We start from the raw sequence: 20031 nt of genomic DNA, 5'->3' as shown, positions 1-20031 counted from the left end.
ACTGTTCATACTTTCGCAGTAACGCCGTATCCGGACTTTGGTTTTGACGGATAGCGGCTGGCGGAATACAGCGATGTGCTTGTCAGGCAGCAACTGCCGGCAGAATTCACAGTATAAGTGCGGCGAACTGAGAGCGCTTTTGTGACTCTGTTCATTGGCTGCCTGTTCAGCGATAAAACAGGTTCTTCCTGAATGCGCTCTCCGTTAATGTGCTCTCCGTTAATGTGCTGTCCGTTAATATGTTCCCCGCTGAGGGCGGCTTTCAGCTCTTTGTTAAGCTGGTACTCTGCCTGTAATTGCTGTCTGCGGGCAGACCGGCGGGCTCTGGCGCAATGATATCCGCGGCAACTCATTTCTGTCTCCTTACCTTTCTGAACATCAATACTAATAAAAATACTATTAGTATTATTCAGGCATGATACCTGTCACTGCAAAATAACTACCATAAGTATTATATTTACCCGGAAAATGCCCTCTGCCGGGAGGGTGAAGATAATTACAGCTTCATCATCATCTGAACGGCAACACCGATAATTTTGCAGTCACCGTTGACTTTCATCGCGGGCCACGTCGGGTTAAGTCCTTTCAGATACCAGTTGCCACCGTCGATAACCAGTTTTTTGAATGTGGCTTCGTTAGAATCTGTCAGTTTTGCGACGACCAGGCTGCCGTTTTCAGAATCTTTGCCGGTATCAATAAGGATCAGCGAGCCGTCAGGTACGCTTTTACCGGTCGGGGCTGTCATGGAATCCCCTTCGACCCTCAGCCAGAATGCAGCACCCTGAACATGGGTTTCCGATTCATACCATTCATCGATTTGATCCAGGCAGTAGGCTTCATTTGCTTCATTCCAGGCACCCGCCTGTACCCAGCTGATCACCGGGTATCGGGGGGAGGGCTTGTAAGGCCGCAAGCCGGAAATATTGCTGTCAATAGCAGCGCTCAGCGCCTGTGCCTCAGTGGCGAGAGACGGGCTGAAATCTGAAATCGGGACATTAAGTTGTGCGGAAAAAACACTGGCTGTTTGTAAATTCAATGCGTTACGGCCGTTAAGATAGTGACCGACGGCGCCCTGGCTGATATTCAGTATGTCAGCAATGCTCTGCTGGGTGATACCCAGCTCTTTTTTCTTTGACTCATACAAAGCTTTCAGTCTTCGGCAGTCTGCCAGCTGTTCTGTCGTCAGTTGTCGTTTTTCATTCATACTATAGTAATACCAAAAATCAGATTTTTGTCAATACTAAAGATATTGACATATTTAATAGTTATGGTATTATTGCATCCATCAACAGATGATGTTGTACCGCTCTTTAACAGTCTGCGCTGAAAAATGCGCACAAACCCGGGAAGCATACCGTTGTGTATTTCCGGGGCAGGTATGCGAAACGCATCGCCATCAAACATGAGTCCCGCAAACGGGATTATTGCCGGAATTATCCGGCAACATTTATATTCAATCAATTTATTTAAATTTCCCTGACAATTATTTATATTTTATAACTATCGGTATAGTGCTGTTTAATACAGTGCGCTGCTGATTATTTATAGGGTAGTATTACGGAGGATGTCCTAATGACTGAGGAAAAATTTAAAATATATACCGATATTATCCGGGCCTGCCGGGACTATGAATATTTTACTAATAGCGATGCTGCGAAATATACCGGAACATCTGAAATTTTTATCCGGACATATACTACAATTTTACATAAAATAGGCAGTCTGGTAAAAGTGGGAATGGTTAAACAGGGCCGGCATTATATTCCGCAATATGCTGTGGCACAGGACGCTGTCACGCGCCTGTACCGCTACGTTCGTGAAATCAGAGGTGAGCCTGAGCCGAATCCGGTAATGAAATGTCCGTCAAAAGGAATGAAGAGAATTAAATTTTGCGGGAAAACTGTCAGTAAAGCCTATATCTCTCCGGGATTCGGACGTTCTGCGATTACGGATATTGATTCCCGGTTAAAGGCCGTCAGAAATAAAGAACCGGAAACAACGGTGCATTAATTTTTATATTTAATCCATTATCTGAATTTACCTTTCAATAATATTTACGGAACACTCTGCAAGCGAGTGTATATGAGCATGTCAGATAAATATTCCGGGCCCGCAGCATATACCTGGGGGCTTATTACTTCTGTTCTGGGAGTGTTATCGCTGGATCAGTGGGCAGTCCTTATCGGAATTGTCTGTACCATTGGTACATTTTTTATCAATTGGTATTACCGGCGGAAAGAGTATCAGATAAAAGCCGGAGAACATCATGAATAATAATCTGAGCAAAAAAGCAGCTGCCGCCGCTGCAGGCGGTGCTGTTGCCGCTGCCCTGGTACTGATCACGGCCTATGAGGGGGTGGAATATAAACCTTACCGTGATGTGGCCGGAGTACTGACAGTCTGTTACGGGCATACCGGCGGTGATATTCAGACGGGAAAAATTTATACGGCTGATGAGTGCCGGGCGCTGCTGCACCGTGACCTTGAGAAAATCCGCCGTGCTGTTGATCCGATGATTAAAGTCCCGGTTGACGATACAACCAGAGCTGCCATCTATTCTTTCGTGTATAACACCGGCCCCGGTGCATTCTCGCGTTCCGCGATGCTGCGTAAACTCAATGCCGGTGATATCGCCGGTGCGTGTGACGAAATGAAGCGCTGGACATTTGCGGGCGGTAAGCAGTGGCAGGGGCTGATTAACCGGCGCGAAACGGAGAATGCGGTATGTCGTGCAACCCTGTAGTGCTGATTATTGCCGCCATCATCTTACTGACAACCTGTCTGCTGGCAGGTTGTTATCTGTATTCACTTCCGGATTACTGCCGGCCTCTGCCGGGACATCCGCAGGCAGAAGTCATTCATTATCAGTGTGAAACATCATGAATATCCTGACAAAAATAGTGTCCGGTATCTGCATTGTGATATTGACCGGCCTGTTGCTGACCCTGCATCTGTACGGTGGCCTGAAAGACAACTACCGGGTACTAAAGGATAAATATGACCAGCAGCTGGCGGTCAATCATCTGACGCGGACAGCATTTATGGCCGGACACCGTATTGCACTCAGTAATATCCGGGTAAAGCAGGCGGAGGAAGCGGAACACATCAATGTTAAGACAATTATCAAAACAGAACTTAAAGAGAGTGAATGCGCTGCTGCTCCTGTTCCTGATGGTGTCACTGGCGGGTTGCAGCAATACGAAAGAGATATTCGTACCCGTGCCGTCAGTACCAGTTCCGGCTCATCTTCTCGCTGACTGCCCGCTGCCGGTTATCCCGGATGAACTGACTTACGGTGGCGCGATCCTGCTGCTGACCGATGCCATGAAATCAATTGCAGGCTGCAATCACGATAAGCAGGCAATACGTGAGTTTGAATATATGCGGGCGTCCGGAGCGGATTATAAGGTATCTCAATAATACTGTATATTTAAACAGTTCAATATTGAACAATGTTATTTGAGGATTAAAAAATGACAGAAGTAAAAAAGGGAACGTGTTGTGAGAATGGTCAGACAGTTATCAAGGTAATTGTTAACAACCGCTGTAAATGCGGATGTGAGTGTGAATGTCCGGAGCCGGAAAAACCGAAACCGACGTGTCCGCCGGAGCCGACATGTCCGCCGGTAACACCAACGTGTACATGTCCACCGATCACAACTCCGAAGGTAACAACTCCGTGGATAACAACACCGGAAGTGACAACTCCGGAAATGACAACCCCGGTGGTAACAACACCGGAAGTGACAACACCGGAAGTGACAACACCGGAAGTGACAACACCGGAAGTGACAACACCGGAAGTGACAACACCGGAAGTGACAACCCCGGAAGTGACAACCCCGGCAGTGACAACACCAGAAGTAACAACTCCGATGTTAACAACACCATGCTTTACATTTCCACCTTGATTCAGTTGCTTATACGAAGAAAACAACGCCTCGCTAAATAGCGGGGCTTTTTTATGAATAACCCACAAGGTTAGACAGCTCTTCTTTGACCGGAGGTGATCCGCTGGTAAAACCGGCCTATCTTGTCTGCAGGGAACAGTCCGGTTGTGACTCAATATATTTCACTAACGCATTCGCCGGATGATTAAAAATACTTGCAGAACCTTACTGAAAGTCGAACCTGAGAAATCCTGTTATGAGCCGATGACATGGGTTCGCTCCTGCCCGTCTTTTTGGTACCGGAAACGTCAGATTTTTCCGCCATCTTTTGAGATGAAAATAAACAGCCTGCTACCAGCTGATAATCGGTATGATTTTTCAAGGGAGATTGGTAACGGAGGGTAATGCGAGGTTACTCGGTCTTGGTGTCCCCTGCAAACACCGAACACGCTCGCATTATATTGGAATTGTTAGTAATTTTATGTTGTTGTGCAGGGGGTGCCCGCAAAGATGCCCACAAAGACATTTTAACGGCATGAAAAAGAGTTTTTCCACTTACGGTAATCACCCATTTTCCAGCGCGACCTTTCACCGATTTTTATCGGCTTTGGCAGGTTGCCTTTATTGATCTGGCTGTAGAAATATTTAGAAGTGAAGCCAGCATCTCGCGTCATGAACTTCATGTCAATTAAAGAATCATCGTTAATGTTATCCATCCTTAATCTCCTTCTGTAACGTACGCACGTAATACCCGAGCACTCTCTTTGCCGGAAAGCGCAGGTGATTAAGTGGTTTAAATTTCGGTGTGTATTTGTCGAGTATTGCGGTGTGTTGTTCGTCTGATGTGTACTTCATTAATTCCTTCAGGCATTCCCTTGCTATTCGTCTGCGTCCGTTCTCTGCTTCCTGTGGTGTCATTGGTCACCTACGCTGAGTAAATTACCTTTCTGAAATAGAGCCTGATGAGCGACAGTGCAGTTTTTAATTTATTTCCTTCATGCTCAGTAATGAAGTGGCGTTCACATTTTTCACAGGTATAGCCGTAATAAAATCGCTCACTTTCATTAAGACGCTTATTGCATATTTCGCATCGGTGGCTATTTTTCATTCTCCGCATCCTTTATCATCAGGAAACAAATCATAGCGGCGCGATATAAGTTTTCATGCTCAATTACACCGGCTGCACCATGACAGCATATCCATCCCCCTGAGCTTTTAATCATTGATATTCCATTCTCAATAATAATCGGCATTGCGTCCGCCGGGTTGTTGCATGGGTCGAAAAAGAATTGGCTTTTCGGTTTGTCAAACTCGTACCTCCTATTCTTATCTATGAATATATCAGTTGCTACTTCATACGCACCAAGCGCAATAGCCACAGCCTTATTAATCTCAAAGTCTGATTTGTCACGATATTTGTTCATTGGCTAACTCCATCTCCAGTTCGTCTTCTTGGTACCATCCTTCGCTGCCATTCAGTTTTCTTACTAAATATTCCCGGTTGCATCTCACTACGATATGCCCAAAAAAACCATTCGGTATCATTTTCACTTTATCGCCAACCTTAAATTTCATCTCACCACCTCCGCACACACTAATTCAACATTCCGCACAGTCATCATCTGCACTGCGCGGCTCTCACATTCTTCGAGCGTATAAATATCATCGGTAACAGGCACAGCAGAGCCGTGCATTACCAGTGGTAATACAAATCCGACTATTTCATGTGTGAATAGAGTTACTCTTCGTTATTTAATTCCAGTATCTTTTCGTTTAATGCGAAAATTCTACCAGTATCAACGCCGTAGCCTAATTTTTCTAAAAACTCACAGGCATTCTCTCCGGCGGACATAAATAAATGATCGAGTCCAGCATATTGGTCGAATACAGAAATTAAATGACCAATGGCTTCGTTACGCTCCTTTTTTAGCCTGTCGATATCCAAACTTTCCCGCGATGCCTGCCATCCCTCCCACATGATTTGAATCATGTCATATTTATACTTTTCCTTGCCCCAATTATCTTTTTTCTTGTCAACTGATAGCCCGCGCTTTATTGCCATTGCTTCAAACTGCTGTCGTGATATATCCATCACCCCTCCTGAATCTGCTTAAATTCGATCACCCAGCACCACAGGTTTTTACACCAGGCCTCTACACCATAAATTGAACGCCATATCTCGCTATATGCGGATTTTGCATTCTGATGTGGCTGATTGCCTCCTGGCGCATAAAAGCCTCTCAGCCAGTTGCCTTCATTACCATAGCGGCCAGTAACAACGCCTTCCGCTATTGCATCTTCTTCGCTGATATCTTGCACCCGCTGTAACCAGACATCGACAATCTCAATTTCACCTTTGATATTGCCGTCCTTGTCTGCGAACGGGATTTTTTTATCAACCAGACCATACGGAAAGTTTCGCTCTAAACTGTGACCCGGTGCGACAGTAACGCACTTGATGCCTTTGCTCCAACCCGCGCCAAAGACCCCATAGAAGTTTCCGTTCAATACAGGCTGAGGCTTCATCAGTCGCCGCGTCTGCGTCTTCCTGCCGTCAATAACAGCTGCTAACATTTCGTCGCTGAACTTTATTCTGTCTTTCATATTCATTCCTCTGTTATCAGCATGTAAGCCCTTATGAACTCTTCCGCGACCGGCGCGACGATGGCATTTCCGTAGGCGCGGAGTTTTCCCACTCGACCGGTAGGCTCATCAGTTCTCTTGCCAAAGTCAGATGGCAGCATTCTAGGGTTTTTATCTGCTCCCGTGACGGCCTGCCATTCATCCCAAATATGTGCAGCCACAGCTGTCGATACAGTGTGTCGTTCCGCATCCTCCCGTCTTTCCGGAAGAATGACTGACTCACATCTCCGCAGTCTTTCCCGCCCCTGGTTGTCGGAGTCGGCCACCCAGAACAATCGTTGTCTGATATGTGGCGCACCGAAGCCCGCAGCGCATAAATCGACCGCGCCGACGGCGTAGTTCGTTGCTTCCAAGTCAGCTTGTACAAGGTCGAGCCATCCGAGGCCGTCTTTGCTTGCAACCTGTTCACCAAAGATAACGCCAGGCTTGCACTCGCTGATGAGGTGGAAGAATGCCGGCCATAAGTGCCGCTCGTCAGCAAACCCATTTCCTTTGCCTGCCGCGCTGAAAGGCTGGCACGGACAGCTTCCTGTCCATACTGGTTTATCATCCGGCCATCCTGCACGGCGCAGGGCAAGTGACCACACTCCGACACCGGCGAAGAAGTGGCACTGTGTGAATCCGCGTAAGTCATCTGGTGTGACATCTTCAATACTCCTTTCGTCCACTACACCCGGTGCTATATGACCGGCAGCAATGAGATTCCGTAACCACTGAGCAGCGAACGGTTCGATTTCGTTATAGTAAGCAGTCATTGTTATTTCCTCAGCATCCCTGCATTACGCTTCATCCTGAAACCATTTGCTTTTTAATCAGATAGGTCAGATATCTCACCGCTCTGCGATAAAATTCAGGCCTGTCTTCTGATATGTAATATCCTGGATACCCAGTATCGGATTCGGGCTTTTCAAACGGGTATTTCATGAATATCCTCGCCTTTACCTCAGCCTTTATCGCAGCATCCTTGCTGAAATACCGGCGGTTCCTGGTAGGGGCGAAGTAAACCCGTACATTCATTTCCTGTATGCACATGATTGCTTCCTCTGGCTTACGCTTCATCCTGAAACGGTGGGGTTATGCACCAAGACTTTTAGCCAGTGCGACAGCCTTTTCCAGATTGCCGCGCGTGACCTTTTTCTTGTGCTGAATTTTATTTGTGGTGGGATAAAACAGAACCTTTCCGGCTGGTGTTGAAAAATGAATTGTTCCGCTTCCGTCCTGTGTAAACGGAATATCAATCCCTGATAACTTCCCTGTATTTTCTTTTAATCGCTGCTGCTTCCGTTCTTTGGCATCTTCACGCATTGCGCGGAATATATCGCCCATATCGCCCATAATTTAGTCCATATTTATTTGGTTAAAAACTCGATTTCTTCCCTGAGTTCTTTCGTGAATTCGCGAATTTCCGTTTCTATTTCACTGGCAAGACCTTCATCAAAAACAATCCGCGTTTTGAAATAGGCGAGATTTTCCGGAAGCCGGTTGTCATAGCTGACGAAATCACACCACCTGCGTCCGGTGCACATCATCTGACCGTGCATCTGAAGGATGTATTCACGCTTTGGCTTTCCGGTTTTTATGGTCTCAATATGAGTTGCTGTGTTCAGGCACTTGATTTCGATTAATCCGTCATCGTTTACAAGGCCGTCAGGGCTGGCGCCGAAAAGCTTAATGGCGGGGTGCAGAATAAAGCCAGTTTCCGTTACCGTGGCGTCGAATTCGTTGAGGCAGTACATTTCCCTTGCTATCGCCTCAAGCTCGTTACCGCGCTCCATGCTTGCTGATTTAAAGGACTCTTCCTTTTGCCCTGTCAGCGTTTCACAAACCAGCTGAGCCATATAATTCTTCCTTGTCGCTCCGCCGCCTTTCGCCATTACTTTTGCAATATTGCTTGCCGTGACTTTCCCTAGCCTGGCCGCAAACCACTCATCCGTTCTCTGCTCCATCTGTCACCTCAGTGTATTCGGCATCAATGGCGATACTGTTTTTGATTCTCTCTTTATCTGCTGACCCGATGATCGTCCTTTCTTCTGGGGTAAGCTCTGTCCATAGCTGCTTAAATGCTTCCACTCCGTTTTTTGCAGCATCTTCACAGCGCGCGATGAGCTCAGGCCGGTTTTCATGACTCTCCTGTCCGTTGATAACCCCAGCCGGTGTATTTTCTGTGATGCGCTCTGCTTCGTCCTGGTCGTAAATTCCAGCAAACCCAAATGCCAGACGTGCACATTGAATCATGGCTTTATGCCTCAGCATGCGCTTAGGGTGAGATTTCCACGGCTGGGTTCCACGATTACATTCACTCATGTATTCCGTTACCGATGTCGGGTGATTCCGGTCTTTGCGGTAAATTTTGCATGTGCACGATTCGTCATCCATTTCGAATTCCATGCCGTCAAAATTTTTGTTGCCGTTGATGATCCGCGCCCATCCGTCAACGCCGACAACAGGAACAATTCCCGTCCTATCAGGGAAGGCGTAAATCTCTTTTGTCCAAGGATTCAGGTTGTACTGATTAGCGACAATGAGAAGCGCAAGAAACTGCTGGTCTGTGGCCTCAGCCTTGAATGCCGTAGACCGCAGCGTGTTAATCAGGTCTTTCTCGTCGATTGCCAGATCAAGCTTTTGTGCGAGAGAGCCAGCCATCGACACCAGTGAGTTACTCATGAAAAGAATCTCCTTTTTATTTGTTTGCACAGCGAGTTAAAAAGCGCGTCCTGCGCATCGTCACTGAATTTGTCTAAAATTGACTGATCCACACCAAAGAAAACATCCGATGTTATCTGCCGAACTTCCGTGTCCACGGCATCCTGCCATGCTGCATGTTCCAGCCGCCGCTCTTCCTGAGCATCCTGTGCTGCGTATGCGTTCATGCTGCCTCCTTGCGCATCTTCTCTGCTATCCGTGCGAAGAAAGAACTTCCTTGTCCGGCCTTGATTAACTCGTCCGTGAAATCGTCCATGTATTCGTTGTTAATCATAAATTCGACCAGTTCGTTCATGCTCCATGCTGACGAACCGAGGAGCTGACTCAGGCTTCCGGTAATGTGGTCGAACCCTTCATGCGTTGTTACTTTCCGGCCAAGCACCGTCCGTGATGATGTTTGCCCTCCGGATATTTCCAGTCTCTGCATAAATCCCCCTCATCTGGCGAACAACAGAACAACCGTCAGCGCCAGAAATGTAATTAACACCGGCTTTAAGCCTGATTTTTTACGTGCGAAACTCTCACTACAAAGCTTGTAGCGATGCTCCTGCTGTTTAAGCATGTTCATGTTGTTTACCTGCTGATATCCCGAGGTGGGATAGGGTGATATAGTTGTTATATTGGATTAACTAAAAAGGAATTGTGATTATGCATGTTGCTATGTTCCTACTTATGACAGCTGGTGTGCCGTTTGATTTATTCACCATGCCGGTGCTGTTAACCCTTGTTTCTTTCCTTGCGTAGGTCATTCATGTGTTTGTGTGAAAGAGAGCAGGGCGGCTATTTCTCCCTTGCTCTGAGCATTGCGTCTGCCATGCGGTAAGCTGTTTTTGCGATGTCGTCATCAAGCCCTGCCAAGGATGTTAAAACTGGCGCCGCGGCTGTGGTGATTATTCCCTGCATGGCTTTTGCTGCAAAGTAATCGCGCAGCGTTGCATCATTAACTGTCAATGGCTGTACGTCTGGCTCATCATCAAAGCGATAGAGCAGGTCATAATCACCTTTATCGTCAAATGATGTGTACCGATAACCCCACCGGTGACCCGCATATTCAAACGCACTGTTACTGCGTGAGCCGTCTGGAAAACGTGCTTTGAGGTAATCACCATGTTCCGGTGAGTTTTTATAAACTTTAATCGTATGTTCCACACTTCCTCCTATGCACTTTCCTGTGCTACGTGATGTCCGAATAGTTATCCCCGCTGCGGGGTGTTAACTTGTTACCTGGTGTTGAAATATTGATATACTCCACCTAACTTAAATAAGCGGATTAATAATTATGAAATTACTTGTCGCTGTAGTTATCTTGTTCTCTGCATCTGTCATGGCCGCGAATCAATGCAAGCCTGATGATGTTTGCTTAACCTTCAAAACAAACAAAGATGAGCTTCCTATAGCATGTAAAAATATAGAGTCAGCGAAAATTAGTTTATTCAGTACATATTTTGAAAACAATAAATCATTAGCTATTGTGCTTAAAGAAGATGCTGGTCTGGGTGAATTTTCTGCTAAAAATATTAACCAATTAGCGGAGTTATACATCAGGGGTGTAAAGTACAATCAGGCTGTTTTTAGTACCCGACTAGGTAATTCACTCCAATTTAGCGTGAAGGATGCCCCTGATTTTCAGTCAATAGATAGCCTAATTAAGTGTGTGAATTAGCGAATGGGCTGTGATTAGTTGCCGGATTAACCGCTCCGGCGGGCGGGTGCTCTCACATACATGAGAACCGGGCCGATCGTCCTAATTTAGATTCTCCAATTACATTTATTCACTACATAAATCCTCCGATGCTGACGGTGCTTTATTAATTCCTGACGCGACCGATTTAGCGCCTGTAAACGTTGGTACATAAAAATATCTGCGCTCACACAACCGCTATGCCCTTGCCGTAATGCCACCATCCTGCATAATCGGCTTGCGGTTCATTCTCAGCTGCTTGCGTGGCGCTTTCGGCGTATCTTTCAGCCCGATAATCAGCTCTGCAAACACATCTGTTTCGTCTGCCTGCCGGCCGAAAACTGAATCAAAAATCTCCTCCACTGAGCGGCTTTTAGGCTTCGCTGCATACTCCGCACGCTTTCTGTCCCAGAACGCCATTTGCTTTGCTAACCGGCGGTTCTTCGCGTTGTCTTTCTTTGGAATAACAGTAATTGTTGCCATATTGCCTCCTGAGTAATTTTTGGTGATTGGTGGCCGGTGCTGACCTCCGGCAGGACTTACTGATTTTCTCGGCCTCTATCAAGTCCACGCTACCAGCGTGATTCGTGTATATCGCCTTACTGATATGCCTACTTCATCTTGCCCCTACTGGTCGATTACCTACGCCTGATGCGGGCATCATTCTCCATCTACTCACAAGATTGCAGCGCATCAGCCTGCGCATTCACCAATCCCAAAAACCACTCAGTGGTGATCTGACACTTATTCAGATCAGGTTCCCGATTGTAAAAGAGCTAAGTCCGTTTTATCTTTGGCTCCGTGCCGTTGATGATTAAAAGATACAGATAAAACTGTATTTGGTCAACAGGTAAAACTGTATTTTTATCGATAAAACTGTAATCGGGTGATTTTTATTGAAATTTAGATACAAAAAAACCCGCCGGAGCGGGTTGGTTTAAATGCGTGTTACCTTTTTCTTCGGTAAATTCTGTGCTCTACCATTGTGCCGATTATTCGGAGGTTGATTTTCTCGCTATCGAGCACTGGATAGTCGTCATTGAGTGGGACTAACTCGTAGTGCTGTTCGCCATTAATCATGACATGGGTAGGCCTGTATTTCTTGAATGTTGCCTCTTGTTCACCATTGCATGCTACAACAAACTCACCTGGGTGCGGCTCTATCTCAGGGTCGATAATCACTACATCGCCGGTTTTAAAATCAGGCTCCATTGAATCACCTTCAATACGAAGGGCGAACGCATTATAAGATAAGTCCTGATCGGTAAGGACATACTCAAAAGACCCGTCGTAATCGCTGATCGGTATGCTTTCCGCCAAGTTTCCCGCCTGTACGTAACTAATTAGAGGTATCTTCCGTGTATTTACCTCACTGATCGGCTGAATATTGTCTCCTGTCATCAGCCACCCAGGATCGCACTGTAATGCAGCGCCAATCGCAATTATATTACGAGGTTTAACGGTCTTACCATCTTCAATAGACGCCCACGACTGCTGTTTAATTCCTGCTTTTTCTGCCGCCTCTGTTTGTGTCATTTCGAGCGCAAGGCGACGACTTTTTACTCTGCTGGCAAGACTCATTTTTCCACCCCCCCTGTAATAAAGGGATTTTCACAATAAAAACTGTATTTGACAAACAGGTGTATCTGTTATTAAATACAGATAAAACTGTATAAAGGAGATAAGAAAGTATGGAAACCATCTCTCAACGTGTAAAAGCTCGGCGTTGTGAGTTGAATCTGACTCAGTCTCAACTCGCTGAGCTTGTTGGCATTAAGCAGCAATCTATCCAGGCGATTGAGTCTGGTTCAACTAAGCGCCCACGGTTTATTTTTGAATTATCAAAAGCCCTGAAATGTAGCGCGGCGTGGCTGCAACAAGGCAAAAAATAAAATCACCACCGCTCTTTACACAATTTAGCCCGTTCCGGATATGTGCTGGAACATTTTTCAACACAGCAACACCTCACAGGAAGTGAGCGAATAACTGTATCTCAATAAGGACATTATGAATTATGGAAAATGCAAATCCACGCAAATCGTTTAACCGGTTTGTGTCAAATCATCTGATGGCAACAGCTCATCAGGCACTGAGAAGCACCACACAGACAGTGGTTGCAAAACTGCTCGGTGTACACGATTCAACAGTCTTACGCAGAACAGAAAAGTTACCGGAGATATGCGAGACATTGGCCGCAGCCGGTATCACAGATTTTGTTTTGCCAGGCGAGAAGAAAATCAGCGAGGAAGAGTACCGGTTTCTGTGGAAGCAGATCGGCGAGCTCTCTCTGATGAGAACAAAAGAAAACGCCCCGGCTGTTGGAGCAGCAGAGGCGCATTAGTAAATCACACACTGGAGTAATTATACATGAAACAACGGTTTAATTACAGCGCTGTGCACAAAAACAACGCACGTGACCGATTTAACCGAACAGTCACTGAACAGGGAATTAAGTGTATTCGCCAGATGTTTGAGGAGGCGAAAGTAAGAACGGAACACAGGGAAGAATTGCTGGGAGGTAAGCGGCATGGGTAACGTGTCATATGCACTACAGAAGCGCGTAGAGCAGCCTGTTAAATCAGGCAAGGGGTTTGCCTTTATGCACAGACAAATTGTTGACTGTGACTTTTACAGGAAGGATTCAGAGGCAGTGCACTTGTGGCTTCACCTGATCATGACTGCAAGCAGTAAGCCGGAAGTGGTGGAAACTGATATCGGCATGATTTCAATCGGACGTGGCCAGATGATGAGAAGCCGCCCGGTGCTGACAAAAGAAACCGGTATTTCTGATAATAAAATCCGGTCACTTTTACGCAGTTTTGTGACAAAAGGCATGATCAGTATCGATGCCAAAAGCAAAAAAATCAGCATCATTACCGTGCTGAAATACGACGAATATCAGGGGCAAAATTGTCCGGAGAATGTCCGGAAGTTGTCCGATGCAAAACCAGTAACAGCAACGCCTGAGCGGGTAGAGTGTCCGACGATTGTCCAAGAGTTGTCCTTATACAATAATATAAATAATATAACTACATCTAACGATGTAGTTGGTGGACTTTCTGACGAAAGCCACGATGACCAGTCAGCAGAAATCAAATCTAAAAAATCACCACCGGTTCCCTACCAAGCCATCATCGACGCATACCATGAGATCCTTCCTGAAATGGCAAGAATCCAGGTTGTTCGAGGAACGCGGAAAAATAAAATCCGTTCGTTCTGGCAGAAATGCAACAGCGAGTACATGAAATCACACAACAGACCGTTCACACTGGAAAACTGGCGCGGATATCTGGGGTATATCTCGCAGCACTGCCGCTGGATGACCGAAGTCAGACCTAACGGAAAAGGCGGCTTCTGGAGAGCCAAAAATCTCGATTACCTGATCACCGATGAGTGTTACACCGCCGTCAAGGAGGACAGAGCCAATGACCGGAAATAATTTTAACCAGGTTCCGCAAAGCCTAGAGGCCGAGCAAAGTGTTATCGGCGCATTGCTGCTAGACCCGCAGGGCGACCGCAGCCAGATGGTGTTATCCAGACTTCTGCCGGAAATGTTTTACCAGGCATCACACAGGCTGATTTACGCAACAATCAGTGAGTTAAACCGAACCAATAAGCCGGTCGACCTGATCACGGTGACTTCAGCACTGGAAGGAGCTGGTCAGTTAACACTGGCAGGCGGATTCTCATACGTCGCTGAGATCAACCACAGGACACCAAGCGCAGCCAATATCGTGGCATATGCCAATACGGTTCGCGATAAGGCTGTAGAGCGGCAGGCAATCGAGAAGGCCGGAGAAATACAGCGGCTGTTTACCGAAGCCAGTGTTCTCAGCCTGGCCGAAAAAATCGATATGGCTCAGACGATACTGTCCGATGTGGTGGAGAACAGCAAAACCGGACGACAGTCAGGGCTGACGAATATTTCTGCTGTGCTGGATGAGTGGGTTATCGAGGTTGAGGAGAGATTCAAAGATCCCGATGCTAACCGCGGCCTGAAGACTGGCATTGCGCCACTTGATGCCATGCTTGCGCCGAAGTTCATTGTTCGCGGATCCCTATTCGTTGTTGGTGCGCGTCCGAAGATGGGTAAAACCACAGTTCTTACCGAAATGGCCAAAAACGTTTCAGATTCCGGATTGCCGGTCGCGTTGTTCTCGATGGAAATGACCAACAAGCAACTGGCCGAACGGATGATTAGCCAGAAATCTGGAATAAGTTCCAATGCCCTGTATGACAGCGGTGATGAGTACGAGTGGGGGCTTATCAGCAAGGCAATGGGTGAGTTAAGTGAGCGCCCTAACATCTGGCTGGATGATACTCCGGGAATGACGCTGGCACACATTCAGGCCGAGTGTCGGAAACTGAAACGCAAAACAGGAAAAATCGGGTTTATCGGCGTTGACTACCTGACGCTGATGAAGGCAGGCAAGGCAGACCGGAACGATATCGCATACGGAGAAATCACGAAGGGTCTGAAGCAGCTGGCAAAAGAACTCGATACCACCGTTGTCCTGCTTACTCAGCTTAACCGCAAACTGGAAGACAGGGCAGACAAGCGGCCTATGCCAAGTGACAGCCGCGACACCGGCCAAATCGAACAGGACTGCGATTACTGGCTGGGTATCTACAAAGATTCAGTTTACAACGACAACGCTGACAAAACTCTCACAGAGCTGATTGTGCGCCTTAACCGACACGGTAAAGCGGGAACGGCATACGTCGAGCAGAAAGGCCTGTGCATGTTTGATATCGATCAGACTCAGGCTATGGTCAGAGCCGAACCACCGGCGCGGCATAACCCAAGACAGAAGGACTTTTGATATGAGCGGATACGCTTTGCTTCAGGAATGTTATTTCACTGATGCAGACAAACACGCCTGGATGGATGCCATGAGTTATTTACTGGATAACTACAGTGAGTTTCCGGCAGACATGGATGTGAATATTCAGCGAAAGGCTGAGTTTAAAAACTTCCGGTTCGTGAAGTCTCCGGATGGCGTGGTTCTGTTTGCAAACTGCATGGTGCCGGGCATTACGGCAGATGATTTTAATCAGTTCAGAGCGATTAACTGAGGACTTTTGATTATGGAACCAACGGATTTTGAAAAGTGGTGTGCGGGTGAGCTTGGCTATACGCCGGAGTGGATCATGATGCAGCGGAAAATAAATTTTTTCGGCGACCATGAATACAAACATGGTGAGATTGCGAAAAGATACCGCGCCTACATGGCCGGAGTTCGCAGCAGACTGCCGTACCAGACGCCGCCAAAAGGAGATGAAGATGAAGGGCACGACGCTGACTGATTTAAATAAGGCGTACAGCAAGCAAGGGCGCTATATCGCAGCTCGTTACATCCGGGCTCAGAGCTATTTTTTCAAAGGCAAAACGGATTCAGTATTTTTTGAATGTCATTGCGCAGCAGAAAAGCACCAGCCGAGAGGACGGGCATACCAGCGGATAATCTCACTTGAGAATGCGGCAAACACCAGACGCTTTGCTGAACTACAGCGCATGATAAAGGAGACCACCAATGGAATGGATTAAGTGCTCGGAAAGGATGCCGGAAGATGGAGTTGTAGTTTTAACTGAATGTGGCGGTCATTTAAATGTTGGTGTCGGGAATCGTTCTGGTGACAACTGCCCATACATCACATCCGCAATCAACAACAGAGAGCTAACAGTTACTCACTGGATTGATTTTGATGACATCCCACTGCCACAACCACCGGAGGAGTGATGAAAAATACAATCCCACCAATGACTGACCCAGATGGGAAAAACTGGCCGCAACCACCAACAGATAACATCCTGATTGATGACCACCACGCATTGATGACCCAGAGTGATTTTAACCAACTTATTGATTACTCACACTCAGTGCCGTCTGGCGTTTACCCTGGGAAAATGTGGAAGACAACAGCGCAAGGTGGCAGGAAATTTCTCTGGTGGTTTGGTGAGTTGCCAGGTCACGACGACATATGCACCAATAACAGGCGTGAAATCCTGATAGTGGAGGATAGACTGAAATGACAGAGAAAACACAGGAACTTAAGCCGTGTCCGTTTTGCTATGGTGGGGAAACAGATATTCGCGAAAATTCTCACTGGACAGGAATGCGCTCTGTTGTCACCAGCGTGACAATTTATCACTGGTGCACACCAAGGGATGTATTCAGGTTAACGAGAAACACGAGAGAGGAAGCAATCGCCGCCTGGAACCGCAGAGCACCACAATGTGAGAAGGAAGAGACAGGAGGCTAAATGGAAGCAGAATTTCTCTTCCACGAAACAACCAAAGATGCAGCCTGGCAACACCTCAAAGAAGCACTCGCAACAAACAAACCCCACCGAGTAATCATCAAGCCCTGGAAATCTACCCGCTCACTATCTCAGAACGCCACGTTTCATATGTGGTGCGGCGAGATAAGCAGGTATCTGTGTGACAACGACTCTAAATTCACGCCTGAGACAGTCAAGGAAATGCTTAAACATACATTCCTAGGCTACGAGGTCACTGAAATGATAGACGCCACTACGCAGCATACAGAGCGCGTAAGGACTATGAGAAAAACATCAAAGTTAGACACAGGGGAAATGTTCCACTTCATGGGGCAGGTTGAGCGCTGGGCTACAGGCATCGGTTGTTTTGTGACGATACCCGAGAATTCGGAATATATGAAACTCAAAAGGGAGCAGGACGCATGAAAAGAACCTATATCAAAACCGCCGAGCAGAAACAGGATGTATGCCTGCGGCTAGTCCGGAATCTTCGGCAGCTGGACAGCTTCACTATGAAGATGGCTTCATTGTCTGCTGAGTTAAATATCGTGATGGCGACAACGTTCGTCAAAATGATGGAAGACATCGGCAGTGTCCACGTGAGCCACAAACGCGGAAAGCAGGTCTATTACGTTTTTGATGATTATGCCGTATCAAAAATTAAGGCTCACTTCAGCAGCTTTCCCGATAAAAAGCGCAAGAAGGTGAAAGCGTCGGTGTCTGATCGGGAGGCCCGCCGTGGAATGCCAACTGTGCAGTAAAGAACTGGCCGACGATGAAGTTTATGTGTGCGACCAGTGCGCCAGTGAATGTCCGCATCTGGAAGTAGTCGGGAAGATAAAAGGAGATGGTGATGCCGAGAGGAAAGAGTAAGTACAAGCATAAACACAAATATCCGAAAGGTGAAAATAATACCGGCGGATCGCATAAACGGGACGGCATTGAACAGGCGACACGATATATCCCGTTCGTATTGTGCTGGGTGCTGTTCGTTCTGGCTATCGGCATCAGTTTATCGTGAGGTGAAATGTGGCAAATCTACGAAAAGAAGCGCGCGGCAGAGAATGCCAGATCCGAATTCCGGGCGTATGTAACGGCAATTCTGAAACGGTGGTGCTGGCTCATTATCGGATGCCGGGATTGTGCGGTACCGGAATTAAGTCACCGGACATTTTTGGCGCGTGGGCGTGCAGTGCGTGTCATGACGAAACAGATCGACGCACACGACTCACAGACGCTGAGTATGCAAAACAGTGTCACCTTGAGGGCGTTATCCGGACTCAGGCGCAGCTGCTGGCAGAGGGGAAAATATCGGCATGAACCAATATCACCTTAAGTTGCCGTACCCGCCATCGCTCAACACGTACTGGCGACATGCCAGAGGTCGGCACTACATAGCAGAGAAAGGAACCAGATACCGGCAGCACATCACAGAGTTAATCAGACAGCAAAACCTCGATATCAGCACCACATCCCGCATCAGAATCAGTATCACAGCAAATCCCCCGGACAAGCGACAGAGAGACCTCGATAACCTGCCAAAGGCTGTTTTCGATTCGCTCACTCACGCCGGTTTCTGGAAGGACGACAGCCAGATTGATGATATGCGGATCAGGCGTGGTGAAAGGGTAAGTGGCGGGTCACTGGATGTCACGATATGGGAGATAGGGGATGAAACCTGAAATCACATCGATACCGGAAATGCTGGTTAAGCACCATGGAAATATGACCGCACTGGCGAGCGAGCTGGGAATAAACCGGCATACAGTCAGGAAGTTTCACCGCGATACCCGGTGTGAAATGCACGTTATCTACAACGGTGTACTGATGACCAAATCCAAGATGAAAGGCAATCAGGGGAAAGGGAAATGAAAAGAGGTTCATTCAGAGATTTGTCATTCTTCAGGACTGAAAAGCAACTCAGGGATAAGTGGGGCGGATCAGTAGGGAAGATAAAGAAATCGGACAGACCGCAGGCAAGATACCTTCTCACTTTATGGGGAATGCACTACCGCGGGGATGAAGCGCCAGGGGATTGCGGAATAAACATTATCGGAAAGCTGATGTCGCGTGACGAGTGGGATGATGAAACTGCCACCCTGATTCGCGTGACCATTGGTAACTGCAAAAAGCAGGGATATTCTGGCAACGAACTACTGGAAAAGGTAAAGGAAATTATCTCACCAAACAAATCAACGCTCGGCGCACTTCGACTCGCCAAAGAAAAAGATGACGCCGATGCCGTTGAATCCTGTATCAACAAAGCTTTCCCGCTAAATAATCCGCTTCGTGATGTGGTCATTAAACGATATAAGAACTGCAAAAGCCCGCAAAATGTTCTCGAATCATTAGCCAGAGAGATGGGGATAGATATGGACTCAGCAAAGCGCAGGGTCAGATGGGCTGATACCATCATTGAAGATGTGATTTATTCCACAGTTATCGGTAATTAGTAGAATTATTTACCTGTGATTATAATTAATAGGAGAAAACTATTATACTTTGCGCCTAAAAGCTGTATAGTTTGTGATATGCTCAGGCAGTTAAAAGCAGGAGCAGGTAACAGGGTAAAAAGGGCGGCTCCTGTTATCGATACCGCCTAGTTCGTCACTTCGCCGCAGGGCTGGGACTCGAACCGCATCGGCTGAGAGGTCGAATGACACTACGGAAAGACGTGTAGCCTTGATGGGTAAGGCGTCATGAGAATCTGGGGAGCGTCAGATTTAAACCATCCTTGAACCGCTCAACAATTAATGGCCTCGCTTCGGCGGGGCTTTTTCATATCTGCAACTTGTAAGAGTTACTTACAGGTTCAACTCTCCGGAATTTCCG

Annotated in this window: 41 protein-coding genes and 2 pseudogenes; 24 read left to right on the top strand and 19 right to left on the bottom strand. The window is 47.0% G+C overall.

Annotated features, from left to right (window positions below; translation table 11 throughout):
* Positions 1 to 5: 5 nt before the first annotated feature.
* Together AAZR23_RS08255 and AAZR23_RS08250 are read right to left on the bottom strand one after the other, a co-directional pair.
* Positions 6 to 353, bottom strand: coding sequence for a hypothetical protein (locus AAZR23_RS08255; protein ID WP_434691808.1), 348 nt, complete (start codon positions 351 to 353; stop codon positions 6 to 8).
* Between the two features lie 143 nt (positions 354 to 496).
* On the bottom strand, positions 497 to 1204 hold the full coding sequence (locus AAZR23_RS08250; protein WP_046893976.1) for a LexA family protein: 708 nt from the start codon (positions 1202 to 1204) through the stop codon (positions 497 to 499).
* An 878-nt stretch (positions 1205 to 2082) separates the two neighbouring features.
* On the opposite strand from AAZR23_RS08250, the gene AAZR23_RS08245 reads away from it, so the two are divergent.
* Genes AAZR23_RS08245 through lysC form a run of 5 tightly spaced genes read left to right on the top strand, consistent with a single transcriptional unit; the run spans position 2083 to position 3420 of the window.
* On the top strand, positions 2083 to 2274 hold the full coding sequence (locus tag AAZR23_RS08245) for a phage holin family protein (RefSeq protein ID WP_046893979.1): 192 nt from the start codon (positions 2083 to 2085) through the stop codon (positions 2272 to 2274).
* Complete coding sequence (locus AAZR23_RS08240; RefSeq protein ID WP_434691805.1) at positions 2267 to 2743, top strand: lysozyme; 477 nt, start codon at positions 2267 to 2269, stop codon at positions 2741 to 2743. Before AAZR23_RS08245 ends, AAZR23_RS08240 begins: the two co-directional genes overlap by 8 nt.
* On the top strand, positions 2725 to 2883 hold the full coding sequence (locus AAZR23_RS08235) for a hypothetical protein (protein ID WP_166708131.1): 159 nt from the start codon (positions 2725 to 2727) through the stop codon (positions 2881 to 2883). The genes AAZR23_RS08240 and AAZR23_RS08235 overlap by 19 nt, the downstream gene beginning before the upstream one ends.
* Positions 2880 to 3257: a hypothetical protein gene (locus tag AAZR23_RS08230; protein WP_434691802.1), complete on the top strand. Its 378-nt coding sequence runs from the start codon at positions 2880 to 2882 to the stop codon at positions 3255 to 3257. Before AAZR23_RS08235 ends, AAZR23_RS08230 begins: the two co-directional genes overlap by 4 nt.
* Positions 3220 to 3420, top strand: coding sequence for an Rz1-like lysis system protein LysC (gene lysC, locus AAZR23_RS08225; RefSeq protein WP_218426283.1), 201 nt, complete (start codon positions 3220 to 3222; stop codon positions 3418 to 3420). Before AAZR23_RS08230 ends, lysC begins: the two co-directional genes overlap by 38 nt.
* A gap of 35 nt (positions 3421 to 3455) precedes the next feature.
* On the opposite strand, the pseudogene AAZR23_RS08220 reads toward lysC, so the two are convergent.
* Positions 3456 to 3800: pseudogene (locus tag AAZR23_RS08220) on the bottom strand (hypothetical protein); the annotation flags it as partial.
* Positions 3801 to 3814: 14 nt separating this feature from the next.
* Between AAZR23_RS08220 and AAZR23_RS08215 the strand changes: the two are divergent.
* Positions 3815 to 3952: pseudogene (locus AAZR23_RS08215) on the top strand (hypothetical protein); the annotation flags it as partial.
* Positions 3953 to 4417: 465 nt separating this feature from the next.
* Here AAZR23_RS08215 and AAZR23_RS08210 read toward each other — a convergent pair.
* From AAZR23_RS08210 to AAZR23_RS08145, 14 genes are all read right to left on the bottom strand, one after another.
* Entirely contained in the window at positions 4418 to 4606 is a 189-nt protein-coding gene (locus tag AAZR23_RS08210) for a helix-turn-helix transcriptional regulator (protein ID WP_025155030.1), read from the bottom strand.
* A 381-nt stretch (positions 4607 to 4987) separates the two neighbouring features.
* Entirely contained in the window at positions 4988 to 5314 is a 327-nt protein-coding gene (locus AAZR23_RS08205) for a phage protein NinX family protein (protein WP_434691797.1), read from the bottom strand.
* Positions 5298 to 5465, bottom strand: coding sequence for a hypothetical protein (locus AAZR23_RS08200; RefSeq protein ID WP_434691794.1), 168 nt, complete (start codon positions 5463 to 5465; stop codon positions 5298 to 5300). Before AAZR23_RS08200 ends, AAZR23_RS08205 begins: the two co-directional genes overlap by 17 nt.
* Positions 5466 to 5628: 163 nt before the next feature.
* The gene (locus AAZR23_RS08195; protein WP_434691791.1) at positions 5629 to 5982 is read right to left on the bottom strand and encodes a hypothetical protein; all 354 of its coding nucleotides are present in this window, start codon (positions 5980 to 5982) and stop codon (positions 5629 to 5631) included.
* On the bottom strand, positions 5982 to 6494 hold the full coding sequence (locus tag AAZR23_RS08190; RefSeq protein WP_349419458.1) for an ASCH domain-containing protein: 513 nt from the start codon (positions 6492 to 6494) through the stop codon (positions 5982 to 5984). Before AAZR23_RS08190 ends, AAZR23_RS08195 begins: the two co-directional genes overlap by 1 nt.
* A 2-nt stretch (positions 6495 to 6496) precedes the next feature.
* Positions 6497 to 7288 (bottom strand): DNA cytosine methyltransferase, encoded by a 792-nt coding sequence (locus AAZR23_RS08185; RefSeq protein WP_434691789.1) that lies wholly within the window; start codon positions 7286 to 7288, stop codon positions 6497 to 6499.
* Between the two features lie 31 nt (positions 7289 to 7319).
* Positions 7320 to 7565 (bottom strand): hypothetical protein, encoded by a 246-nt coding sequence (locus AAZR23_RS08180; protein ID WP_148098342.1) that lies wholly within the window; start codon positions 7563 to 7565, stop codon positions 7320 to 7322.
* Positions 7566 to 7607: 42 nt separating this feature from the next.
* Positions 7608 to 7868, bottom strand: coding sequence for a hypothetical protein (locus AAZR23_RS08175; RefSeq protein ID WP_112548101.1), 261 nt, complete (start codon positions 7866 to 7868; stop codon positions 7608 to 7610).
* Positions 7869 to 7882: 14 nt separating this feature from the next.
* Positions 7883 to 8479 (bottom strand): lambda exonuclease family protein, encoded by a 597-nt coding sequence (locus AAZR23_RS08170; RefSeq protein WP_434691786.1) that lies wholly within the window; start codon positions 8477 to 8479, stop codon positions 7883 to 7885.
* Positions 8460 to 9197: a phage recombination protein Bet gene (gene bet / locus AAZR23_RS08165; protein ID WP_434691783.1), complete on the bottom strand. Its 738-nt coding sequence runs from the start codon at positions 9195 to 9197 to the stop codon at positions 8460 to 8462. The genes AAZR23_RS08170 and bet overlap by 20 nt, the downstream gene beginning before the upstream one ends.
* Positions 9194 to 9403 (bottom strand): hypothetical protein, encoded by a 210-nt coding sequence (locus AAZR23_RS08160; protein ID WP_036412794.1) that lies wholly within the window; start codon positions 9401 to 9403, stop codon positions 9194 to 9196. Before AAZR23_RS08160 ends, bet begins: the two co-directional genes overlap by 4 nt.
* The gene (locus AAZR23_RS08155; RefSeq protein ID WP_350384511.1) at positions 9400 to 9663 is read right to left on the bottom strand and encodes a hypothetical protein; all 264 of its coding nucleotides are present in this window, start codon (positions 9661 to 9663) and stop codon (positions 9400 to 9402) included. The genes AAZR23_RS08160 and AAZR23_RS08155 overlap by 4 nt, the downstream gene beginning before the upstream one ends.
* 9 nt (positions 9664 to 9672) lie before the next feature.
* Positions 9673 to 9804, bottom strand: coding sequence for a hypothetical protein (locus AAZR23_RS08150; RefSeq protein ID WP_256389734.1), 132 nt, complete (start codon positions 9802 to 9804; stop codon positions 9673 to 9675).
* Positions 9805 to 10016: 212 nt separating this feature from the next.
* Positions 10017 to 10385, bottom strand: a complete 369-nt coding sequence (locus AAZR23_RS08145) for a hypothetical protein (RefSeq protein ID WP_434691779.1) — start codon at positions 10383 to 10385, stop codon at positions 10017 to 10019.
* A 130-nt stretch (positions 10386 to 10515) separates the two neighbouring features.
* Between AAZR23_RS08145 and AAZR23_RS08140 the strand changes: the two genes are divergently transcribed.
* A complete protein-coding gene (locus AAZR23_RS08140) occupies positions 10516 to 10899 on the top strand; it encodes a hypothetical protein (RefSeq protein ID WP_434691776.1) in 384 nt (127 codons plus the stop codon).
* Between the two features lie 216 nt (positions 10900 to 11115).
* Here AAZR23_RS08140 and AAZR23_RS08135 read toward each other — a convergent pair whose 3' ends face one another.
* Positions 11116 to 11400: a hypothetical protein gene (locus AAZR23_RS08135; RefSeq protein WP_434691773.1), complete on the bottom strand. Its 285-nt coding sequence runs from the start codon at positions 11398 to 11400 to the stop codon at positions 11116 to 11118.
* 465 nt (positions 11401 to 11865) lie between these two features.
* On the bottom strand, positions 11866 to 12498 hold the full coding sequence (locus AAZR23_RS08130; protein ID WP_434691771.1) for a LexA family protein: 633 nt from the start codon (positions 12496 to 12498) through the stop codon (positions 11866 to 11868).
* Positions 12499 to 12608: 110 nt separating this feature from the next.
* On the opposite strand from AAZR23_RS08130, the gene AAZR23_RS08125 reads away from it, so the two are divergent.
* From AAZR23_RS08125 to AAZR23_RS08045, 17 genes are all read left to right on the top strand, one after another.
* Positions 12609 to 12809: a helix-turn-helix domain-containing protein gene (locus AAZR23_RS08125; RefSeq protein WP_036412780.1), complete on the top strand. Its 201-nt coding sequence runs from the start codon at positions 12609 to 12611 to the stop codon at positions 12807 to 12809.
* Positions 12810 to 12931: 122 nt separating this feature from the next.
* Positions 12932 to 13258 (top strand): hypothetical protein, encoded by a 327-nt coding sequence (locus tag AAZR23_RS08120; RefSeq protein WP_025154244.1) that lies wholly within the window; start codon positions 12932 to 12934, stop codon positions 13256 to 13258.
* Between the two features lie 186 nt (positions 13259 to 13444).
* Entirely contained in the window at positions 13445 to 14356 is a 912-nt protein-coding gene (locus AAZR23_RS08115; RefSeq protein ID WP_112544323.1) for a DNA replication protein, read from the top strand.
* Entirely contained in the window at positions 14343 to 15740 is a 1398-nt protein-coding gene (locus tag AAZR23_RS08110; protein ID WP_434691767.1) for a replicative DNA helicase, read from the top strand. The genes AAZR23_RS08115 and AAZR23_RS08110 overlap by 14 nt, the downstream gene beginning before the upstream one ends.
* 1 nt (position 15741) lies before the next feature.
* The gene (locus AAZR23_RS08105; protein WP_434691764.1) at positions 15742 to 15993 is read left to right on the top strand and encodes a hypothetical protein; all 252 of its coding nucleotides are present in this window, start codon (positions 15742 to 15744) and stop codon (positions 15991 to 15993) included.
* 12 nt (positions 15994 to 16005) lie between these two features.
* Positions 16006 to 16224 carry a hypothetical protein gene (locus AAZR23_RS08100; protein ID WP_434691758.1) on the top strand — a complete coding sequence of 73 codons (219 nt, stop codon included), beginning with the start codon at positions 16006 to 16008 and terminating at the stop codon, positions 16222 to 16224.
* Positions 16202 to 16465: a hypothetical protein gene (locus tag AAZR23_RS08095; RefSeq protein WP_036423508.1), complete on the top strand. Its 264-nt coding sequence runs from the start codon at positions 16202 to 16204 to the stop codon at positions 16463 to 16465. Before AAZR23_RS08100 ends, AAZR23_RS08095 begins: the two co-directional genes overlap by 23 nt.
* Positions 16452 to 16658: a DUF551 domain-containing protein gene (locus tag AAZR23_RS08090; RefSeq protein ID WP_434691755.1), complete on the top strand. Its 207-nt coding sequence runs from the start codon at positions 16452 to 16454 to the stop codon at positions 16656 to 16658. Before AAZR23_RS08095 ends, AAZR23_RS08090 begins: the two co-directional genes overlap by 14 nt.
* On the top strand, positions 16658 to 16951 hold the full coding sequence (locus tag AAZR23_RS08085) for a hypothetical protein (protein ID WP_434691753.1): 294 nt from the start codon (positions 16658 to 16660) through the stop codon (positions 16949 to 16951). The genes AAZR23_RS08090 and AAZR23_RS08085 overlap by 1 nt, the downstream gene beginning before the upstream one ends.
* Positions 16948 to 17181 (top strand): Lar family restriction alleviation protein, encoded by a 234-nt coding sequence (locus AAZR23_RS08080; RefSeq protein ID WP_434691750.1) that lies wholly within the window; start codon positions 16948 to 16950, stop codon positions 17179 to 17181. The genes AAZR23_RS08085 and AAZR23_RS08080 overlap by 4 nt, the downstream gene beginning before the upstream one ends.
* The gene (locus tag AAZR23_RS08075) at positions 17182 to 17625 is read left to right on the top strand and encodes a YbcN family protein (RefSeq protein ID WP_434691747.1); all 444 of its coding nucleotides are present in this window, start codon (positions 17182 to 17184) and stop codon (positions 17623 to 17625) included.
* Complete coding sequence (locus tag AAZR23_RS08070; protein ID WP_166707565.1) at positions 17622 to 17960, top strand: hypothetical protein; 339 nt, start codon at positions 17622 to 17624, stop codon at positions 17958 to 17960. The genes AAZR23_RS08075 and AAZR23_RS08070 overlap by 4 nt, the downstream gene beginning before the upstream one ends.
* Positions 17961 to 18052: 92 nt before the next feature.
* On the top strand, positions 18053 to 18220 hold the full coding sequence (locus tag AAZR23_RS08065; protein ID WP_214178773.1) for a hypothetical protein: 168 nt from the start codon (positions 18053 to 18055) through the stop codon (positions 18218 to 18220).
* A gap of 8 nt (positions 18221 to 18228) precedes the next feature.
* On the top strand, positions 18229 to 18519 hold the full coding sequence (locus tag AAZR23_RS08060; protein ID WP_071823277.1) for a DUF1364 domain-containing protein: 291 nt from the start codon (positions 18229 to 18231) through the stop codon (positions 18517 to 18519).
* The gene (gene rusA / locus AAZR23_RS08055; RefSeq protein WP_186850219.1) at positions 18516 to 18881 is read left to right on the top strand and encodes a crossover junction endodeoxyribonuclease RusA; all 366 of its coding nucleotides are present in this window, start codon (positions 18516 to 18518) and stop codon (positions 18879 to 18881) included. Before AAZR23_RS08060 ends, rusA begins: the two co-directional genes overlap by 4 nt.
* Positions 18871 to 19071 carry a NinH gene (locus tag AAZR23_RS08050; RefSeq protein ID WP_434691743.1) on the top strand — a complete coding sequence of 67 codons (201 nt, stop codon included), beginning with the start codon at positions 18871 to 18873 and terminating at the stop codon, positions 19069 to 19071. Before rusA ends, AAZR23_RS08050 begins: the two co-directional genes overlap by 11 nt.
* The gene (locus AAZR23_RS08045; RefSeq protein ID WP_434691740.1) at positions 19068 to 19652 is read left to right on the top strand and encodes a hypothetical protein; all 585 of its coding nucleotides are present in this window, start codon (positions 19068 to 19070) and stop codon (positions 19650 to 19652) included. The genes AAZR23_RS08050 and AAZR23_RS08045 overlap by 4 nt, the downstream gene beginning before the upstream one ends.
* The last annotated feature ends 379 nt before the right edge of the window (positions 19653 to 20031 follow it).

Source organism: Morganella sp. Je.2.23 (assembly GCF_051129855.1).
Classification (GTDB): Bacteria; Pseudomonadota; Gammaproteobacteria; order Enterobacterales; family Enterobacteriaceae; genus Morganella; species Morganella sibonii.
Note: the sequence above shows the minus strand (reverse complement) of the source record. Positions and strands in the feature narration are given on the sequence as shown.

What these genes read in the sequence shown, in the direction of transcription:
- AAZR23_RS08130 (WP_434691771.1), bottom strand. Translation starts at nt 12,498, where the DNA reads ATGAGTCTTGCCAGCAGAGTAAAAAGTCGTCGCCTTGCGCTCGAAATG.
- AAZR23_RS08240 (WP_434691805.1), top strand. Translation starts at nt 2,267, where the DNA reads ATGAATAATAATCTGAGCAAAAAAGCAGCTGCCGCCGCTGCAGGCGGT.
- AAZR23_RS08185 (WP_434691789.1), bottom strand. Translation starts at nt 7,288, where the DNA reads ATGACTGCTTACTATAACGAAATCGAACCGTTCGCTGCTCAGTGGTTA.
- AAZR23_RS08230 (WP_434691802.1), top strand. Translation starts at nt 2,880, where the DNA reads ATGAATATCCTGACAAAAATAGTGTCCGGTATCTGCATTGTGATATTG.
- AAZR23_RS08250 (WP_046893976.1), bottom strand. Translation starts at nt 1,204, where the DNA reads ATGAATGAAAAACGACAACTGACGACAGAACAGCTGGCAGACTGCCGA.
- AAZR23_RS08155 (WP_350384511.1), bottom strand. Translation starts at nt 9,663, where the DNA reads ATGCAGAGACTGGAAATATCCGGAGGGCAAACATCATCACGGACGGTG.
- AAZR23_RS08195 (WP_434691791.1), bottom strand. Translation starts at nt 5,982, where the DNA reads ATGGATATATCACGACAGCAGTTTGAAGCAATGGCAATAAAGCGCGGG.
- AAZR23_RS08115 (WP_112544323.1), top strand. Translation starts at nt 13,445, where the DNA reads ATGGGTAACGTGTCATATGCACTACAGAAGCGCGTAGAGCAGCCTGTT.
- AAZR23_RS08090 (WP_434691755.1), top strand. Translation starts at nt 16,452, where the DNA reads ATGGAATGGATTAAGTGCTCGGAAAGGATGCCGGAAGATGGAGTTGTA.
- AAZR23_RS08050 (WP_434691743.1), top strand. Translation starts at nt 18,871, where the DNA reads ATGAAACCTGAAATCACATCGATACCGGAAATGCTGGTTAAGCACCAT.
- AAZR23_RS08210 (WP_025155030.1), bottom strand. Translation starts at nt 4,606, where the DNA reads ATGGATAACATTAACGATGATTCTTTAATTGACATGAAGTTCATGACG.
- AAZR23_RS08140 (WP_434691776.1), top strand. Translation starts at nt 10,516, where the DNA reads ATGAAATTACTTGTCGCTGTAGTTATCTTGTTCTCTGCATCTGTCATG.
- AAZR23_RS08085 (WP_434691753.1), top strand. Translation starts at nt 16,658, where the DNA reads ATGAAAAATACAATCCCACCAATGACTGACCCAGATGGGAAAAACTGG.
- AAZR23_RS08120 (WP_025154244.1), top strand. Translation starts at nt 12,932, where the DNA reads ATGGAAAATGCAAATCCACGCAAATCGTTTAACCGGTTTGTGTCAAAT.
- AAZR23_RS08135 (WP_434691773.1), bottom strand. Translation starts at nt 11,400, where the DNA reads ATGGCAACAATTACTGTTATTCCAAAGAAAGACAACGCGAAGAACCGC.
- bet (WP_434691783.1), bottom strand. Translation starts at nt 9,197, where the DNA reads ATGAGTAACTCACTGGTGTCGATGGCTGGCTCTCTCGCACAAAAGCTT.
- AAZR23_RS08160 (WP_036412794.1), bottom strand. Translation starts at nt 9,403, where the DNA reads ATGAACGCATACGCAGCACAGGATGCTCAGGAAGAGCGGCGGCTGGAA.
- rusA (WP_186850219.1), top strand. Translation starts at nt 18,516, where the DNA reads ATGAACCAATATCACCTTAAGTTGCCGTACCCGCCATCGCTCAACACG.
- AAZR23_RS08070 (WP_166707565.1), top strand. Translation starts at nt 17,622, where the DNA reads ATGAAAAGAACCTATATCAAAACCGCCGAGCAGAAACAGGATGTATGC.
- AAZR23_RS08180 (WP_148098342.1), bottom strand. Translation starts at nt 7,565, where the DNA reads ATGTGCATACAGGAAATGAATGTACGGGTTTACTTCGCCCCTACCAGG.
- AAZR23_RS08110 (WP_434691767.1), top strand. Translation starts at nt 14,343, where the DNA reads ATGACCGGAAATAATTTTAACCAGGTTCCGCAAAGCCTAGAGGCCGAG.
- AAZR23_RS08105 (WP_434691764.1), top strand. Translation starts at nt 15,742, where the DNA reads ATGAGCGGATACGCTTTGCTTCAGGAATGTTATTTCACTGATGCAGAC.
- AAZR23_RS08065 (WP_214178773.1), top strand. Translation starts at nt 18,053, where the DNA reads ATGCCGAGAGGAAAGAGTAAGTACAAGCATAAACACAAATATCCGAAA.
- AAZR23_RS08205 (WP_434691797.1), bottom strand. Translation starts at nt 5,314, where the DNA reads ATGAACAAATATCGTGACAAATCAGACTTTGAGATTAATAAGGCTGTG.
- AAZR23_RS08125 (WP_036412780.1), top strand. Translation starts at nt 12,609, where the DNA reads ATGGAAACCATCTCTCAACGTGTAAAAGCTCGGCGTTGTGAGTTGAAT.
- AAZR23_RS08150 (WP_256389734.1), bottom strand. Translation starts at nt 9,804, where the DNA reads ATGAACATGCTTAAACAGCAGGAGCATCGCTACAAGCTTTGTAGTGAG.
- AAZR23_RS08235 (WP_166708131.1), top strand. Translation starts at nt 2,725, where the DNA reads ATGTCGTGCAACCCTGTAGTGCTGATTATTGCCGCCATCATCTTACTG.
- AAZR23_RS08075 (WP_434691747.1), top strand. Translation starts at nt 17,182, where the DNA reads ATGGAAGCAGAATTTCTCTTCCACGAAACAACCAAAGATGCAGCCTGG.
- AAZR23_RS08170 (WP_434691786.1), bottom strand. Translation starts at nt 8,479, where the DNA reads ATGGAGCAGAGAACGGATGAGTGGTTTGCGGCCAGGCTAGGGAAAGTC.
- AAZR23_RS08255 (WP_434691808.1), bottom strand. Translation starts at nt 353, where the DNA reads ATGAGTTGCCGCGGATATCATTGCGCCAGAGCCCGCCGGTCTGCCCGC.
- AAZR23_RS08245 (WP_046893979.1), top strand. Translation starts at nt 2,083, where the DNA reads ATGAGCATGTCAGATAAATATTCCGGGCCCGCAGCATATACCTGGGGG.
- AAZR23_RS08200 (WP_434691794.1), bottom strand. Translation starts at nt 5,465, where the DNA reads ATGAAATTTAAGGTTGGCGATAAAGTGAAAATGATACCGAATGGTTTT.
- AAZR23_RS08175 (WP_112548101.1), bottom strand. Translation starts at nt 7,868, where the DNA reads ATGGGCGATATGGGCGATATATTCCGCGCAATGCGTGAAGATGCCAAA.
- AAZR23_RS08045 (WP_434691740.1), top strand. Translation starts at nt 19,068, where the DNA reads ATGAAAAGAGGTTCATTCAGAGATTTGTCATTCTTCAGGACTGAAAAG.
- AAZR23_RS08080 (WP_434691750.1), top strand. Translation starts at nt 16,948, where the DNA reads ATGACAGAGAAAACACAGGAACTTAAGCCGTGTCCGTTTTGCTATGGT.
- AAZR23_RS08095 (WP_036423508.1), top strand. Translation starts at nt 16,202, where the DNA reads ATGAAGGGCACGACGCTGACTGATTTAAATAAGGCGTACAGCAAGCAA.
- AAZR23_RS08100 (WP_434691758.1), top strand. Translation starts at nt 16,006, where the DNA reads ATGGAACCAACGGATTTTGAAAAGTGGTGTGCGGGTGAGCTTGGCTAT.
- AAZR23_RS08190 (WP_349419458.1), bottom strand. Translation starts at nt 6,494, where the DNA reads ATGAAAGACAGAATAAAGTTCAGCGACGAAATGTTAGCAGCTGTTATT.